Here is a 14,907-nt window from a genome sequence, read left to right as displayed (position 1 = left end):
GCGGCTACGAACGCACCCCGCCGGTCGCGTCGAGCGTCAGTTGGTGCCGATGCGGGCCAGCAGGTCGACGATCCGTGACTGCACCTCGGTGCTCGTGGACCGCTCCGCCAGGAACAGCACCGTCTCGCCGGACGCCAGCCGCGGCAGGTCCGCCTGATCGACGGCGGCGGTGTAGACGACGAGCGGGGTGCGGTTGAGCTGGCCGTTCGCGCGCAGCCAGTCGAGGATCCCGGCCTGTCGCCGATGCACCTGCATCAGGTCCATCACGACGAGATTCGGCCGGAGCTGCCCGGCGAGCGTCACCGCGTCCGCGTCACTCGCCGCACGGGCCACCTGCATCCCGCGCCGCTCCAGCGTCGCGGTCAGCGCGAGCGCGATCTCCGCGTGCTCCTCGATCAGCAGGACGCGCGGCGGGTGCTGCTCGGTGTCACGCGGCGCCAGCGCCTTCAGCAGTACGGCGGGATCGGCGCCGTACGCCGCCTCCCGCGAGGCCTGTCCGAGCCCGGCCGTCACCAGCACCGGCACTTCGGCCGCGACCGCCGCCTGCCGCAGCGACTGCAGCGCGGTCCGGGTGATCGGTCCGGTCAGCGGGTCCACGAACAGCGCGGCGGGGAAGGCCGCGATCTGTGCGTCGACCTCCTCGCGCGAGTGCACGATCACCGGCCGGTAACCACGGTCGCTGAGCGCCTGCTGGGTGGTGACGTCCGGGGCCGGCCACACCAACAGCCGCCGCGGATTGTCGAGCGGCTCCGGCGGGAGCTCGTCGTCCATCGGCTGCGGCCGTGGCGGGTCCGCCACCTCGATGGCACCGCCCGGACCGTCCAACGGCTCGGGTCCCTCGGCCGCGTTCTCGTCCGGCGCCCCTATGGCGTACGACCGCCCGGAGCCCTCGGTCGCCTGGGCGAGCCGGGACTGCCCGGCCAGCGACGGCTGCGGCGGCTGGGCCTGCGGCGGTACGAGGGCCTGGTCGGCCTGCGGATGCGGGCGGGCCGTCTGCTCCGGGTGACCGGTGGGTTCGGTCCGGGTACCGAGCTTGCGACGCCGACCCGAGCCGCCCGACTGATGCGGGGGAGGCGTGGCCGACGGACCGGCCGAGGCGGGGGTGGTCACCGGATGGGGCGCCTGGGCATGCCGCGTGAACGGCACCCCCTGTCCGAGAGTCCGCACGCTGATGGCCCTGCCCTGAGTGGAGTTCGGGTCGAACGCCGGGTCAGGAGGTGTGGTGGGCGCGGGGGGCGCGGCCACGGGTGGTGCGGGTGTGGCGGCGGCGCCGGGTGCGGGCGTCGCGGGCGTCGCGCCGGCCACACCGGTTGCGCCCGTCGCCTCGGCGGGGAGGGGCTGGGCGACGTGGGGGTGCGCTGCCGGGGGGGCCGGGGTGCCGGGAGCGGGGGTGGCCGTCTGCGCGGGTGGCGCCGCCGGTGCGCTCTGCGCCGCCGGTGCGGGCTGCGCGGGTGGTACGGGCTGTGGGTGCTGGGGCGCGGCGGGGCTGCCCTGACCGGGAACGGCCTGGCCAGGGGCGATCTGACCGGGCGCGGCCTCGGCCGGGAGCGGCTGGCCGGTGGCGTTGGCGTGCGGCACGTCGGGTGCAGCCGGCGCGGGCTGCCCGGGTACGGGAGCGCCGGGCACGGGCTGTCCTGGCACGGGCTGCCCGGCTACCGGCTGGCCCGGTGCGGCTTGCTCGGGGGGCAGACCGACCTGACCGGTGCCGTTCTGCGCGGGAACGGCTTCGGGAGCCGTCGTGGACGCGGGCGCGGCGGCAGGGACACCCTGCCCCGGTGCCGACGGCACCGCGGTGACCGGAGCGACTGCGGCGGACTGCACCCCGATCGGCAGGCCCGGCGCCATCTGAACCCCGTGGATGACCGTGCTCGGCATGGGCGCTGGGACGCCCGGCTGACCCGCCTGCCCGTCCGGCACCGGCTGACCGGGCAGCGCCGACTGTCCTGCCGTACCGCTGTGTCCTGCCGTACCGCCCTGGCCGACCACGCCACCCTGACCGGCGGCCGGTGCGGCCCCCTGGCCCGGGTGGCCCTGAGACACACCCGGCTGGGGCACGCCTGCCGGGACCTGCGCCCCCTGTGCCGCGACGCCCTGGGCCGGAACCTCCTGCGCGGGAGCCGCGGCGCTCTCCGACTCCGCCGGCCGGCCGACTGCCCGCCGACGGCGCCCCGTGGGCGCGTTGGTCGGGTGCGGCTGCGGCGGAGTGTGATCGTCGGCCTGGCTGCGCGGCACGGCGTCGTGCCGACCGTCGTCGACACCGGCGCCGGTGGCAACCGCCTGGCCAGGAACCTGCACCTGAACCTGTTCCGGGACCGGGCCCGCGGCGGGCGCGGCAGCGGTGGCGACGTCAGTGGCGTCGCCGACATCGGTGGTGGCCGCGGCAGGCGGCACGGCCTGCCCGTTCGGGCCCTGGGTGGTTCGGTCCGCCGCGGCGGGCGGCAGGGCGAACACCGTACGGGGCCCCGCCTCCTGCGTGGCGGCGGCGCGCTCCGTCGCGGCGGCCAGCGCCCGCCGTCGGCGCCCGGTCGGCTGCTGCGGACTCTCGGCGTCGGCCGGCGGACGGGCGGTCCGGGCCGGATCGGGGGAGGCCACGGCCGGCAGGGCCGGGGGCAGCGCGTGCTGTTCACCGGCGTCGAGCCGGGCACGACTCCCCTCGGGTACGGGCACCCCCTGCGGCGGTACCGTCCCGCCCAGGCCGTTCCCGGCTGCCGCGGTCCCGGCCGCGTGCTCGGCGGCGGTGCGGACCGCCCCTTCCGAAACACCAGCACCACCCGCGACATCGCCACCGGCTCCAGCGGCCTCAGCACCGCGGGTACCACCGACACCGTCACCACCGGCGATCTCGGCGGGCCGTCCCCGGCGCCGCCCGCTACCGCCGGACGCCTCACCGGCCTCGCTCCCGGCCTGGGCCGGGACGGGCGCGGGTTGCTGCGCGGCGGCCGCCCGCCGCCTGCGCCGCCCGGTCGGCGCCACGGCCTCCGGGTCGGTTCCGTCGGCCTCGGGGCCCGGCACCTCGATCTCCAGGAAGGCGTCCGTGGTGGCCCGCCGGGCCCGCCGCCGTCCGCCGCCCGAGGTGGCCTGTTCGGGCAGCGCGACCTCGCCGGGCCCGGCCTCCAGGGCCATCGGTCCCGGAGCCGCGACGGCCCCGGCCCCACCCCCGAGAGGCACTTCGAGGACGTAGGCGTTGCCGCTCATGCCCGGCACTTCGTGTGTCTGCAGCACGCCGCCGTGGGCCCGCACGATGCCGCGCACGATCGGCTCGTGCACCGGGTCTCCCCCGGCGTACGGCCCGCGCACCTCGATCCGTACGACCTCGCCGCGCTGCGCCGCGGCCACGACGACGGTGTTGTCCATGTAACCGCCCGTCGACACGGGCGCGTTGCCGGTCGCGTCGACGCCGGCGACATCGGCGACCAGGTGGGCGAGCGCGGTGGCGAGCAGCCGGGAGTCGACCTCGGCCTCGATGGGCGGCGCGTGCACGGCGAACTGCACCCGTCCGGGCCCGATCAGCTCCACCGCTCCCTCGACGCCCGCCGCCACCACGGCGTCGAGCATCGCCTTCGTACGGGTGATGCTCGCCGCCCCGGTGTCGAGGCGCTGGTAACCGAGGACGTTGTCGATGAGGGTCGTGATCCGCGAGTAGCCCGCCGACAGGTGATGGAGTACCTGGTTGGCCTCGGGCCACAGCTGCCCGGCGTCGTCGGCGGCCAGGGCGGACAGATCACGGCGCAGTTCGTCGAGGGGTCCGCGCAGCGACTGCGCGAGCAGCGTCAGCAGCTGCTCGTGGCGTCCGGAGAGGGCCTCGTAGCGGTCCTTCTCGCGCTCACCGAGCGCCGCGTACCGTTCCTCGCCCGCGGCGAGCTCCTCCTCGTGCTGCTCCTGGATCTCCTCCAGCTCGGTCACGTGCTTCTGGCGCAGCGCGGTGAGCTCGGAGGCGTGTTCCTCGGCGAGCCGTTCCAACTCCTCCGCGTGGCGCTTCTCGACGGTCGCCTTCTCCTCGGCGAGCGCGTCGTAGGGACGCCGGTCGGCGAAGGTCATCACGGCGCCGACGAGTTGGTCGCCGTCACGGACGGGCGCGGTCGTCAGGTCGACCGGAACGCTGTCGCCCTTTTTCGACCACAGCACCTGCCCGCGCACCCGGTGCTTGCGCCCGGAGCGCAGGGTGTCGGCGAGCGGCGACTCCTCGTACGGGAAGGGCGTGCCGTCGGTACGGGAGTGCAGCACGAGGTCGTGCAGTTCACGACCGCCGAGGTCGCTGGCCCGGTAGCCCAGTATCTGAGCGGCGGCCGGGTTGACGAGGACGATCCGCCCGTCCGTGTCCGTCCCCACGACGCCCTCGGACGCCGCGCGCAGGATCATCTCGGTCTGCCGCTGCGAGCGGGCGAGTTCGGCCTCGGTGTCGACGGTGCCGGTCAGGTCCCGCACGACGAGCATCAGCAGCTCGTCGCCGCTGTAGCCGTAGCCGTCGTAGGCCTGTTGGCCGTTCTCGAGGGTCGCGCTGGTCACCTCGACCGGGAACTCGGTGCCGTCGGTCCGCCGGGCGATCATCCGGGCCGGCTTGGTCCGCCCGCGTGGATCCATGTGGTCGGGCCGCCGCATGGACCCGGGGATGAGCTTGGAGTCGAACTGCGGCAGCAGATCGAGCAGTCCCCGCCCGACCAGAGCGGTCCCCGGCGTCTCGAAGGCCTCGAGCGCGATGGTGTTGGCGTTGACGACGGTCCCATTGGCGTTGACCAGCACCAACGCATCGGGAAGCGCATCCAGTATGGCTGCGAGGCGAGCAGCGCCTCGGGATGGCCTGCTGCTCACGCGACGCTTCCTCCCTGTTACCGCACCTTGCCGACCGCTCGGGCCATCTTGCCAACCTGCCCGCGACGTGTCACCCGAGGGAGTCTACGGGCAGCGGTTGCGCTCGCGACGCCGGATGAGAGGGAGGTCGCACGACGAAGTGACGTAGAACATGTGACCGCATACCCGACCGCCCGCCTGGGCTCCCGGTTCACCTCGATGTGACCTGGGCGGAACCTTTCCGGGACCTTTACGGAGCCGGGGCCTCCGCCATGGAACGGCGGGAGTCAGAAATCCGAGCTCAACTTGGGCAGCAGGGGCACGAAGCGGTCCCAGCGCCCGATCTCGCAGCCGTTGCCGCGGTCGAACGTCGCGTCGACGGGTCGCCCGGCCCAGGTTCCGGTGACATGAGCGGTGGCGGGCCCGCCGTACTGCAGGGTGCAGACACTGTCCGCGGGCACCGGCCCGAAGACGTCCCTCCCCCACCAGGTGTTCCGGTCGACGACGGCACACGCGCCGCCGACGTCCGGGTGAGTCCCCCGAGCGGGATGACAGTTCACCTCGTACGTCCCGTCGACGGAAGCGCCCGCCTGCCGCACGGTGACGGTGAGGTGATCACCGACCGGCTCGCCCCGGTCCTCGTCCGGAACGGGCGGGGGTGCGAGGACGGCGGCAGCGGCAGGGGGGAACCGGGTGGACGGCGGGGCAGGGGCGGCTGCCGCCGGCAGGGCGGACGCCATGGGCACGGACCCGACGGCGCCGACTGAGCCGACGGCGAGAAGGAGACGGGTGAACCCTGCGAACCGGCTGCGCCGGGCGACGTGTGTCATGACCTGACTAACGCGGTGGGCCGCGGGACGTTGCGCCCCCCGACCGCCGGTAACGACTTTGCCCTGCGGCCCGCCCGCCTAGTACCGTGGGAGGCGATTGGTGACACCGCGCTCGACTGTGTCATCATCTGCACGCACCACTCGCGCTCGCGCGGGAGGTTGTGCTGGAGGCGTCGCCTAGTCCGGTCTATGGCGCCGCACTGCTAATGCGGTTTGGGACTTCAATCCCATCGAGGGTTCAAATCCCTCCGCCTCCGCACCAGATCACGAAGCCCCGGTCCACAGGCCGGGGCTTCGTCGTCTCCCCGACATCCCTCTTCTGGAGTATTTCCGCAGGTCACAAGGGGTATGGCTAACGGATTTCACATGGCGGCGGCAGTCATGTAATGTTCTTCCTGTCGCCGCGAGCGGGCCAGAAGGACCAGGAACGGCACAAAAACAAAGCAAGCACTCGTAGCTTAACGGATAGAGCATCTGACTACGGATCAGAAGGTTGCAGGTTCGAATCCTGCCGAGTGCACACAGGTCAAAGGCCCCGGAGCGATCCGGGGCCTTTGGCGTTTCAGAGGCGTACAGCACAATCCGGGCGATCACCGGGTCCCTCTTCCGCTCCATCGCTCACTGCGTTCTGCCGACGGGCGTTTCGATGCTGCCGTACCACTCTCGGCGACGCTTCCGACTACCTTCGCCCTGGCCTCTCCGGAGCCGCCCGGTGTGTACAGTGCGGGCCCCGACAACCACTGGGGGAGACGGGGAGATGGCAGGCGCCGAGTGCACCGCATGCAGGATTATCGGGGGCATTGAGCCGCTCCCGGGTGGGACCCTCCTCAGGACAGCGAAGTGGGTCGTGCAGCATTCGAAGGGCCCACTGGGTCTGGGCACGCTGGCGGTCATGCCGATCCGGCATGTTGTACATACGTCCGACCTGTCACGCAGTGAATCCGCCGAGCTTGGTCCGCTGCTGCAGCGAACAAGCGCAGCGGTGACCGCCACCATGAGCCCAGAACAGGTCTATGTCTGCCTCTGGTCCCACGCCGACGCGATTCCCGGACACCTTCACTTCGTGGTGCAGCCTGCATGCCGAGATGACATGACCCGGTACAACGCCTACGGGCCGGTTCTGCAACTGGCCATGTCCGAAGCCAATCGGCTGCCGAGCGAGGCAGCAGTCGAAGAGGTCTGCGTTCGCCTACGGGCCGAGCTCCGCGCCTCTGGGTAACCCTCACGTCGCGGAAGCTGATGCACTTTCTCTCGTCAGTGCCACGTCAGGAGCTGGCGCAGGTAGCTGCGGCTGAGGCTCTTGAAGTCACCATGGTTGCTGGGACCTGTTGGGTCGGGGCGGTTGCCGGGCGTGCATTCGTTCATGGCCTCAGCGTCTGACGACGCGTGCGCGTGCGGGACTTGGGGACTCGCTCGTGGCTTCCGGTTGCTCCGCCATGGTGGTCCGGGGTCGGTCCAGGTCGGACATGTCGAGGACGAAGCGGTAGCGGACGTCGTTGTGTTGGAGGCGGTCGAGGGCCTCGTTCACGTGCGACGAGGGGAGCAGTTCGATGTCGGCGGTGATGCCGTGGTCGGCGCAGAATTCCAGCAGGGCGGCGGTGGCGGGCCTGCCGCCGCTGCCTGCGGAGCTGAGCTTCTTGCGTCCCACCAGCAGGTCGGTGGTCTCCACGGTGACGGGGCCGAGATGCCCGAGCTGGCTGAGCGTTCCGTCCAGGGCGACCAGGCGTAGGTAGGGGGCGAGGTCGTGTGGGGCGGAGACGGTGTCGATGACGACGTCGAACCGTTCATGGGCGTCGGCCATCTGCTTCGGGGCGGTGGAGACGATGAGATCGCCGGCGCCGAGGCGACGGGCGTCGTCGGTCTTGTCCGGTGAGCGGCTGATGACCGAGGTGTCGGCGCCGAGCGCCACGGCGATCTTGACGGCGAGATGGCCGAGGCCGCCCAGTCCCGCGACGGCGACGCGCGTTCCCGGGCCCACGCCCAGGGCATGCAGTGGTTCCCAGACGGTGACTCCGGCGCAGAGCAGCGGAGCCGCGGCGGCAGGGTCCAGGGCGGCGGGGAGGGGGTAGGCGAACCGGTCGCGGACGACGTACTCGCGGCTGTAGCCGCCCAGGGTGGTCGACCCGTCGTGGCGGTCCCGGCCGCCGTAGGTGAGGGTCGGGAAGGCGTGGCAGAAGTTCTCCTGGCCGAGCCGGCACATGGCGCACGTGCCGCACGAATCGACGATGTTGCCCACCGCCACCGGATCACCGACGGTGAAACCGGTGACCTCGGGCCCGGTCTCGGTCACCACGCCCGTGAACTCGTGCCCCGGCACCAGGGGCGTGCTGCCGGTGTCGCCCCTGTCGGCGTGAGCGTCGTGGGTGCGGACGGCATGCAGGTCGCTGTGGCAGACGCCGCAGTAGTCCACGCGGATCGCGAGGTCGTCGGGGCGTAGGTCGCGCCGTTGCAGTGGTGTCCGGCGCAGTGTCTCCAGCGATGGCCGCCGCGGTGGCGTCCCCGTGGTCGTCGCCTGCCAGCCGACTGTGGTCCTCATGGCACTCCGCTCCTGATCGACAGTGATAGAGAGTGAAAGAGGGTGATAGACAGACTGTTCGGTCTGTTTGGTTGGCAAGCTACAGGGATGTGGGGCGTCAGGCAAACCAACTGTTCTGTTTGGTAGCGTGACGGAATGCGTGACGGAATGGTTGACCAGCCTCTGACCCCGCGTGGAGCGGCGACGCACCGGCGCATCATCGAGGTGGCGACCCAGGAGTTCGCCGAGCACGGGATCGCCGGAGCGCGCGTCGAGCGGATCGTGGCCGCGGCACGCACCAACAAGGCCCAGCTCTACGCCTACTTCGGCAGCAAGGAAGGGCTCTTCGACGCGATCTTCTTCGGCTCCCTGGAGCGGATCGTGAACGTCGTCCCGATCGACGCCACCGACCTCGCGGACTGGGCCGTGCGCCTCTACGACGAGTATCTGCGCCGCCCCGACCTGATCCGCCTCGCCACCTGGGCGCGTCTGGAGCGACGCCCGGCGGGCCACCTGGTGGACGACCCCGACCGCCTCGACGACGACAAACTGCGTGCCATCGCCGAGGCGCAGGCGGCCGGCCTGGTGCGCCCGGGGGACCCGTTCGACGTGATGGCCATGGTGATCGCCATGTCCATGGCCTGGTCGCCGGTCAGCAACGTCTACGCGGCGACCGCAGAGGAGCCCGCGGAAGTCCACGAGCGGCGTCGTGCCCTGCTGCATGAGAGCGTCCGCCGCGCGATGGCGGCCGACCAGTAGTCGACTGGCGCAGTCGGAGGACCTGGTCGGAAGACCTAGCCGTAGAACGGGCCGGGGGTGCTCCAGGTCGTGTGGCCGAAGACGTTGTCGTCGGCGATGGTGACCTTGATGTTGCTGACCTTGAGGCCGTACTGGGCCGGGGTCATGCCCGTGGGGCAGTTCACCGTGACCGCGGGGAAGTTCATGTAGAACTGCGGGCCCGCGTCCCGGGTGGGGTTCTGGCGGTGCTCGTAGAGGACCCAGTTGGCGTCCGGGGTGTAGTAGGTCGGCAACAGCTCCTGCTGCTCGGTGCGGATGACGAAGCTGGTGCCATGGTCGAAGGTGCCGTCGGGGCGCAGGCACCCGAAGGTGCGGGCGGTGTCGGCGTAGGCCTGGAACCGGTCGTCGGTGCTGCTCAGGCCGGCGATGTAGCCAGGCTGGTTGCGGACGTTGTGCAAGGTGACGTCCAGTTTGAAGCCGCCGCAGCCCGGAGTCGGGTCGTAGTCGTGGTAGATGTTCAGACACTTACGGTCGCCGAAGTAGGCGGCGGGATCCGGGTTGTAGGGCTTCGGGACGACCGTGCCGTGGAACTTCACCGTCGCAGAGACGCCGTCGGCGGTGTGTGCCGGGATGTCGACCGTGGTGGTGGCCTGGGCGGTGCCCGGGCCGGACAGGGCGAGGCCGGTGGCGGCGAGCAGGGCGATGGTCACTCGCGCCAGTGCTCTTCGGGTTGCTTTTCGCATGTGAAGGAGACCCCCTCGTGCACGTGGTGCACTCGCATACGGACAAGGGCGGGCGAACAAGAGCGGGCGAACAATGACAGACGCACCGTGACAGACGAACGGTGGCATGGGCACGCTAGTCGGTCATCGCTCGGTCATCCGGCAAAAGCCTTGGTCCTCACAAACGGAAGGTTCCAGTCGTCCGGTGGGCGGGGCGTCCGTGTCGCCGACTGCTTCCGGTCGCCGTCGGCGAAGACGAACAGGCGCAGGACCAGGAAGCGGCCGATGCCTGCGAGGCCGGACGCGGTGAGGTAGACCGTCTGTTCCCACAGCAGACTCGGCGACGAGTGCACCGCGTGGAGGATGAACATCGCGGCGCAGGTCGCCACGTAGGCGGCCGTCGCCGAGCCCGCGGACTGCAGGTGGCGGCGCCGGCCGGGGCGGCGGCCGGTGCCGAAGGTGAAGAGCGCGTGCAGCTCGGTGCACAGGAGAGTGGACGCGACGGTGATCACCGCGTTCGCGGCCACCCAGGGCATCGTCCTGGCCAGCAGCGGTACGGCGAGGCCGGCGAGGAGACCGACACCGCCGCCGCAGATCACGAACCGTAAGAAGGAGGCGAGGGGGCCCGGAGTCGCGAGGGTGCCGCGGACGGGCCGGGGCTCGCCGCGCGTGGGCTGCGGCTGCGGCGGGAGCGGCGACTCCATGACGTTTCCTTCCGGACGGGGCGGGCTTCGCTGGGTTCAACGATGCCTTCGTCCGCTAGCGGGAACGATGGAGCGGACTACCGGACTGGGGGTATGGCCAGCCCCACCACGCGGGGGTCGACGCCCTCGTGGGTCACTTCCCCTTGGCGTCCCGGTCCCGGAGTTCCTCGATGTAGCTGTGGGCCACGGTCGTCGCGCGGGTGAACCAGTCGGTGATGGCGGCCAGTTCGTCGGCGGCGTAGTCGGAGAAGAGGTCGTTCAGGCGGGCGTAGTGGGGCTCGTAGAGGGCGACCACGCGAGTCACGGCGTCCGGGACGGCGGCCACGCGGACGCGGCGGCGGTCCGCAGGGTCGGGGACGCGGGTGACGTAGCCGGCGCGTTCGAGGCGGTTGAGGATGCCGGTCACGCCGCCGGTGGTGACGTGCGCGCGTTCGGCGATGTCGCCGGCCGTCAGGAGGTTCTCGCCCGCCTGGAGGACGTAGGCGAAACACAGGAGGTCGGAGACGTTCAGGCCCAGTCGCTGGGCCATCTCCTGTTGGCCGAGCAGGTGGGCCGCGACGAGGGAGTCCATCGCCGACAGCGCCTGGGCCGGAGTGGCAGGGGGGCGCGACTTGGCTGGCATTGCGGGTTCCTGTTTCCCTTAGCTTGTGAGAGGTTCATGAAGTAAATTACTTACGCTGTGAGATACCCGTACCGAGGAAGGCGGGCACGTGAGCGCACATCAGTATGACGAGGGACACACGGTCGCAGGCTGGACCGGTTTCGGCATCGCGACCGTCGGGACGGCGGTGCTGGGGCTGGGCGTGTGCACGGTGTCCACCCCGCTCCTGGTGGCCGGGGCCGCGATCGACGTCGTGAGCCTCTTCGCCGCCTGGGCACTGCATCTCGCCGGCTGGGGCAAGGCGCCGGGGAAACGGCCGAGGGAGCAGTGGGGGATGCGGGTGCGGGACACGGGGGCGCGGGGCGGGCATCCCGGGTGTGTCGGGTGCCGGATGGCGGGGCGGGGAGTTCGGCGTACGGCTGCGGCTGCGGCTGCGGCTACGGCTACGGCAGGGGGTGGGGCGGCGTCCGGTGTCGTGCCTGTTTCCGCAGGTGAGGTGGAGCCTGCCGCCGCCACCTCCGGTGGCTGACCCTCGCGAAGCCGTCATTGTCAGTGGTGCCCCCTACTCTCGGAAGTGATGGCACAGGCATGGAAGTGCTCGGGGCTGCGGTGGTCCGCGGACGGTCCCGTGCTGCTGTGGGACGGCGGGCGGCGCAGTGCGCTGACCTGGGGGAAGAGGGTGGCCTTCGGGGTCGTGGAAGGGGGCGGTCGGACATGTGTGGGTGCGCGGGGGCATCCCTGTCCGGTGCGGGCGGCCGTGTCGGGGCGGAGTACGGGGGCGCGGTGCGAGGAGTGCGCGCGGCTGGACCGGGCGCACTCCGTCGCCGCCGACACCCTCGCGGACGACCCGCGACCGTACCGGGTGTATCTGGCGTGGTTCGGGCCCGGGATGGTCAAGGTCGGGATCACCGCCGAAGAGCGCGGCTCGGCCCGGCTGTTGGAGCAGGGCGCCGTCTGCTTCAGCTGGCTGGGCACCGGCCCACTGATGGCGGCCCGGCGTACCGAGGAACTGCTGCGTGCCGCGCTCGGCGTGCCGGACCGGATTCCCTACGCCGAGAAGCGGGCGGTACGGGCCCGGTTGCCGGGGTCGGCGGCGGAACGGGCCGCTGAGGTCACGGAGTTGCACGGGCGTGCGGTGGCCCTCGGCGGCTGGCCGGAGTCGCTCGCGCCCGCGCCCTGCCGACCCGTCGATCACGTCGACGCGTTCGGGCTCACCGACCTTCCGGCCGCCGTCGGCGAGGTCGCCGAGCTTGCCGCCGGGGGCATGGTGAGCGGTCGGCTGGTGGCGGCCGCCGGACCGGACCTGCACCTGGCGACGGGGACCGGCGCAGTGGTCGTTCTCGACACGCGGCTGCTCACCGGGTGGGAGCTGGTTCCCGCCGAGGGGGAGCAAGTCACCGTGCCGGTACGGCAGTTCAAGGCGTCGCCGAGCGTGCAGTCGGGGCTGTTCTGACCCAGGGAGCTCCGGGATGCTCCGGGCCGGTGAGGGAACCGGCCGGGATCATGAGGCGCCCATGAAGGGTTCCCAGGGCGTCCCTGAGAGTGGCCTGTGCGTTTCTCAGGAAAATCACAGACTGGCGAAAGGGTGTTCTCAGGGGGCCCCGACATGGTTTCACCATGACCACGACCTCGCCCCAGGGGCGCACCGAACTGCTGAGGCCGGACGGGAGCCCCGTCCGAGTGCTTGTGGTGGACGACGAGTTGTCGATCACCGAACTGCTGTCCATGGCCCTCCGCTACGAGGGCTGGCAGATCCGGAGTGCCGGTGACGGCACGGGCGCCATACAGACCGCCCGTGAGTTCCGCCCCGACGCCGTTGTCCTGGACATGATGCTGCCGGACATGGACGGACTGGCCGTGCTGGGACGGCTGCGGCGTGAGCTGCCGGACGTGCCGGTGCTGTTCCTGACGGCGAAGGACGCCGTCGAGGACCGGATAGCCGGGCTCACCGCCGGGGGCGACGACTATGTCACCAAGCCGTTCAGCCTCGAGGAGGTCGTGGCCCGGCTGCGGGGTCTCATCCGGCGCTCCGGCGCGGCCGACCGGCGCTCCGAATCCGTCCTCGTGGTCGGGGACCTCACCCTGGACGAGGACAGCCACGAGGTGTCGCGGGCCGGCGAGGGCATCCACCTCACCGCCACCGAGTTCGAGCTGCTGCGGTTCCTGATGCGTAACCCGCGGCGCGTGCTCAGCAAGGCGCAGATCCTCGACCGTGTGTGGTCGTACGACTTCGGCGGCCAGGCCAATGTGGTCGAGCTCTACATCTCCTACCTGCGCCGCAAGATCGACGCGGGTCGTGAGCCGATGATCCACACCCGGCGCGGCGCCGGTTACCTGATCAAGCCCGCCGTGTCATGAGCGGACGACGACGGCCGCGTGCGCAGAAGCGAGCAGGTAAGCCGCGCACCCTGCGGACCCGGCTCGTCGTCGCGTCGGTGGTGCTGATCGCGGTGGTCTGCGCGGTGATCGGAACGGTGACGACGCTGGCGTTGCGGTCGCATCTGTACGAGCAGTTGGACGGCAAGCTGCAAGAGACCGCCATGCGCGCGGTGGGCGGCCGCATGGACGGCAAGAAACCGCCCGGCGGCGATGACAAGATCCCGCCCGTCCCCACGAACGACACCCCGGCGAGCGCCAAGGCCGCGAAGTTCGTCAAGCAGCCCCCGACGCAGCCCAAGACCATCGCCGCGTATGTGAAGAACGGCAAGATCGCCAGTGCGGCCATCGCCGAGCAGGAGAAGGACAGCAACGGCGTCTTCAAGGAGATGCGGGCCGGCGGTCTCAACACGGCGCAGCAGGCGGTCCTCGCCTCGGTGGCCAAGGACGACAACGCCCACTCCGTGGACGTGCCCGGCATCGGGGAGTACCGCGTCACGTATGTCAGCAGCAGGGACGGCAGCGACTCGTACTACATCGCCCTCCCCACCGACGACGTCAACAGCACCATCAACACCCTGATCCTCGTGGAGCTCAGCGTCACCGCCGCCGGTCTCGGCGCCGCCGTCATCGCCGGGTACGTCCTCGTCGGCGTCGCCACCCGCCCCCTCCGCCGGGTCGCCGCCACCGCCACCCGCGTCTCCGAACTCCCCCTGCACACCGGCGAGGTGAACCTCAGCGAGCGGGTGCCCGAGTCCGAGACCGATCCGCACACCGAGGTCGGGCAGGTGGGCGCCGCGCTCAACCGGATGCTCAACCACGTCCACGGGGCCCTGCACGCCCGTCAGCAGAGCGAGACGCGGGTACGGCAGTTCGTCGCGGACGCAAGCCACGAGCTGCGCACCCCGCTCGCCTCCATCCGCGGGTACGCCGAACTCACCAGACGCGGCAGGGAGGAGGTCGGGCCGGACACCCGGCACGCCCTCGGGCGCATCGAGTCCGAGGCCGGCCGGATGACCCTCCTCGTCGAGGACCTGCTGCTGCTCGCGCGCCTCGACGCCGGGCGGCCGCTCCAGTTCGAGCAGACGGACCTCGTACCGCTCGTCGTGGACACCATCAGCGACTCCCGCGCGGCCGGCATGGACCACAACTGGCGTCTCGACCTGCCCGACGAACCGGCCCTGGTCTCCGCGGACGCGGCCCGGATCCAGCAGGTGCTGGTCAACCTGCTGGGCAACGCCCGCAAGCACACACCGCCCGGTACCACCGTCACCGCGCGGGTGCAGCGGCGCGGCACCTGGATGTGCGTGGACGTCGAGGACAACGGTCCGGGCATCCCGTCCGACCTGCTCCCGCACGTCTTCGAGCGGTTCGCGCGCGGTGACTCGGCGCGTTCGAGGGCCACCGGCTCGACCGGTCTGGGGCTGGCGATCGTGCAGGCCGTGGCGAGTGCGCACGGCGGTGCGGTGACCGTGGACAGCGTTCCCGGGCGCACCGTGTTCACCATGCACCTGCCCGCGTCGGGTCCCGCGATCCCGCATCCGGCGCCCGAAACGAACTGGCAATCGCACTCACAGGCACAGCACAGCGCCGCCATATGGGTGCAACAGGGGGCCTGACCAGAGTCGTTGGC

The 14,907-nt window shown here is 71.5% G+C and carries 12 protein-coding genes and 2 tRNA genes; 8 read left to right on the top strand and 6 right to left on the bottom strand.

The genetic code is table 11. The annotated features are described in order from the left end of the window. Positions 1 to 36 precede the first annotated feature (36 nt). Both ABZ027_RS05550 and ABZ027_RS05545 read right to left on the bottom strand, forming a co-directional pair. A complete protein-coding gene (locus ABZ027_RS05550) occupies positions 37 to 4,809 on the bottom strand; it encodes a PAS domain-containing protein (protein ID WP_356764627.1) in 4,773 nt (1,590 codons plus the stop codon). A 266-nt stretch (positions 4,810 to 5,075) separates the two neighbouring features. Next, positions 5,076 to 5,618 carry an SSI family serine proteinase inhibitor gene (locus ABZ027_RS05545; protein WP_356764625.1) on the bottom strand — a complete coding sequence of 181 codons (543 nt, stop codon included), beginning with the start codon at positions 5,616 to 5,618 and terminating at the stop codon, positions 5,076 to 5,078. Between the two features lie 166 nt (positions 5,619 to 5,784). Here ABZ027_RS05545 and ABZ027_RS05540 point away from each other — a divergent pair. From ABZ027_RS05540 to ABZ027_RS05530, 3 genes are all read left to right on the top strand, one after another. Continuing rightward, a tRNA-Ser gene (locus ABZ027_RS05540) sits at positions 5,785 to 5,875 on the top strand. A gap of 190 nt (positions 5,876 to 6,065) precedes the next feature. Then, positions 6,066 to 6,138, top strand: a tRNA-Arg gene (locus ABZ027_RS05535). A gap of 372 nt (positions 6,139 to 6,510) precedes the next feature. After that, positions 6,511 to 6,837: a hypothetical protein gene (locus ABZ027_RS05530; RefSeq protein WP_356764623.1), complete on the top strand. Its 327-nt coding sequence runs from the start codon at positions 6,511 to 6,513 to the stop codon at positions 6,835 to 6,837. Positions 6,838 to 6,987: 150 nt separating this feature from the next. Here the strand turns inward: ABZ027_RS05530 and ABZ027_RS05525 are convergent, their stop codons facing one another. Continuing rightward, positions 6,988 to 8,154 carry an NAD(P)-dependent alcohol dehydrogenase gene (locus ABZ027_RS05525; RefSeq protein ID WP_356764621.1) on the bottom strand — a complete coding sequence of 389 codons (1,167 nt, stop codon included), beginning with the start codon at positions 8,152 to 8,154 and terminating at the stop codon, positions 6,988 to 6,990. Positions 8,155 to 8,301: 147 nt separating this feature from the next. Here ABZ027_RS05525 and ABZ027_RS05520 point away from each other — a divergent pair, with 147 nt between their 5' ends. After that, on the top strand, positions 8,302 to 8,892 hold the full coding sequence (locus ABZ027_RS05520; RefSeq protein ID WP_356764619.1) for a TetR family transcriptional regulator: 591 nt from the start codon (positions 8,302 to 8,304) through the stop codon (positions 8,890 to 8,892). Positions 8,893 to 8,927: 35 nt separating this feature from the next. Here the strand turns inward: ABZ027_RS05520 and ABZ027_RS05515 are convergent, their stop codons facing one another. The 3 genes from ABZ027_RS05515 to ABZ027_RS05505 form a co-directional block, all read right to left on the bottom strand. Further along, positions 8,928 to 9,614 carry a hypothetical protein gene (locus ABZ027_RS05515; protein WP_356764617.1) on the bottom strand — a complete coding sequence of 229 codons (687 nt, stop codon included), beginning with the start codon at positions 9,612 to 9,614 and terminating at the stop codon, positions 8,928 to 8,930. Positions 9,615 to 9,748: 134 nt separating this feature from the next. Then, entirely contained in the window at positions 9,749 to 10,297 is a 549-nt protein-coding gene (locus ABZ027_RS05510) for a GtrA family protein (RefSeq protein ID WP_356764615.1), read from the bottom strand. 133 nt (positions 10,298 to 10,430) lie between these two features. Beyond that, positions 10,431 to 10,919 (bottom strand): MarR family transcriptional regulator, encoded by a 489-nt coding sequence (locus tag ABZ027_RS05505; RefSeq protein WP_356764613.1) that lies wholly within the window; start codon positions 10,917 to 10,919, stop codon positions 10,431 to 10,433. Positions 10,920 to 11,007: 88 nt separating this feature from the next. Between ABZ027_RS05505 and ABZ027_RS05500 the strand changes: the two genes are divergently transcribed. From ABZ027_RS05500 to ABZ027_RS05485, 4 genes are all read left to right on the top strand, one after another. After that, entirely contained in the window at positions 11,008 to 11,427 is a 420-nt protein-coding gene (locus ABZ027_RS05500) for an HGxxPAAW family protein (protein ID WP_356764611.1), read from the top strand. A 48-nt stretch (positions 11,428 to 11,475) separates the two neighbouring features. Beyond that, the gene (locus tag ABZ027_RS05495; RefSeq protein WP_356764609.1) at positions 11,476 to 12,351 is read left to right on the top strand and encodes a DUF2797 domain-containing protein; all 876 of its coding nucleotides are present in this window, start codon (positions 11,476 to 11,478) and stop codon (positions 12,349 to 12,351) included. Between the two features lie 164 nt (positions 12,352 to 12,515). Then, positions 12,516 to 13,256, top strand: coding sequence for a response regulator transcription factor (locus tag ABZ027_RS05490; protein WP_356764607.1), 741 nt, complete (start codon positions 12,516 to 12,518; stop codon positions 13,254 to 13,256). Next, positions 13,253 to 14,893: a HAMP domain-containing sensor histidine kinase gene (locus tag ABZ027_RS05485; protein WP_356764605.1), complete on the top strand. Its 1,641-nt coding sequence runs from the start codon at positions 13,253 to 13,255 to the stop codon at positions 14,891 to 14,893. The genes ABZ027_RS05490 and ABZ027_RS05485 overlap by 4 nt, the downstream gene beginning before the upstream one ends. The last annotated feature ends 14 nt before the right edge of the window (positions 14,894 to 14,907 follow it).

Source organism: Streptomyces sp. NPDC006332, assembly GCF_040612855.1.
Taxonomy (GTDB): Bacteria; Actinomycetota; Actinomycetes; order Streptomycetales; family Streptomycetaceae; genus Streptomyces.
This window is presented reverse-complemented; position numbering and strand designations above follow the sequence as displayed.

Coding starts and splice junctions, on each gene's coding strand:
- ABZ027_RS05545 (WP_356764625.1), bottom strand. CDS start 5,618: ATGACACACGTCGCCCGGCGCAGCCGGTTCGCAGGGTTCACCCGTCTC.
- ABZ027_RS05530 (WP_356764623.1), top strand. CDS start 6,511: ATGCCGATCCGGCATGTTGTACATACGTCCGACCTGTCACGCAGTGAA.
- ABZ027_RS05525 (WP_356764621.1), bottom strand. CDS start 8,154: ATGAGGACCACAGTCGGCTGGCAGGCGACGACCACGGGGACGCCACCG.
- ABZ027_RS05520 (WP_356764619.1), top strand. CDS start 8,302: ATGGTTGACCAGCCTCTGACCCCGCGTGGAGCGGCGACGCACCGGCGC.
- ABZ027_RS05515 (WP_356764617.1), bottom strand. CDS start 9,614: ATGCGAAAAGCAACCCGAAGAGCACTGGCGCGAGTGACCATCGCCCTG.
- ABZ027_RS05510 (WP_356764615.1), bottom strand. CDS start 10,297: ATGGAGTCGCCGCTCCCGCCGCAGCCGCAGCCCACGCGCGGCGAGCCC.
- ABZ027_RS05505 (WP_356764613.1), bottom strand. CDS start 10,919: ATGCCAGCCAAGTCGCGCCCCCCTGCCACTCCGGCCCAGGCGCTGTCG.
- ABZ027_RS05495 (WP_356764609.1), top strand. CDS start 11,476: ATGGCACAGGCATGGAAGTGCTCGGGGCTGCGGTGGTCCGCGGACGGT.
- ABZ027_RS05490 (WP_356764607.1), top strand. CDS start 12,516: ATGACCACGACCTCGCCCCAGGGGCGCACCGAACTGCTGAGGCCGGAC.
- ABZ027_RS05485 (WP_356764605.1), top strand. CDS start 13,253: ATGAGCGGACGACGACGGCCGCGTGCGCAGAAGCGAGCAGGTAAGCCG.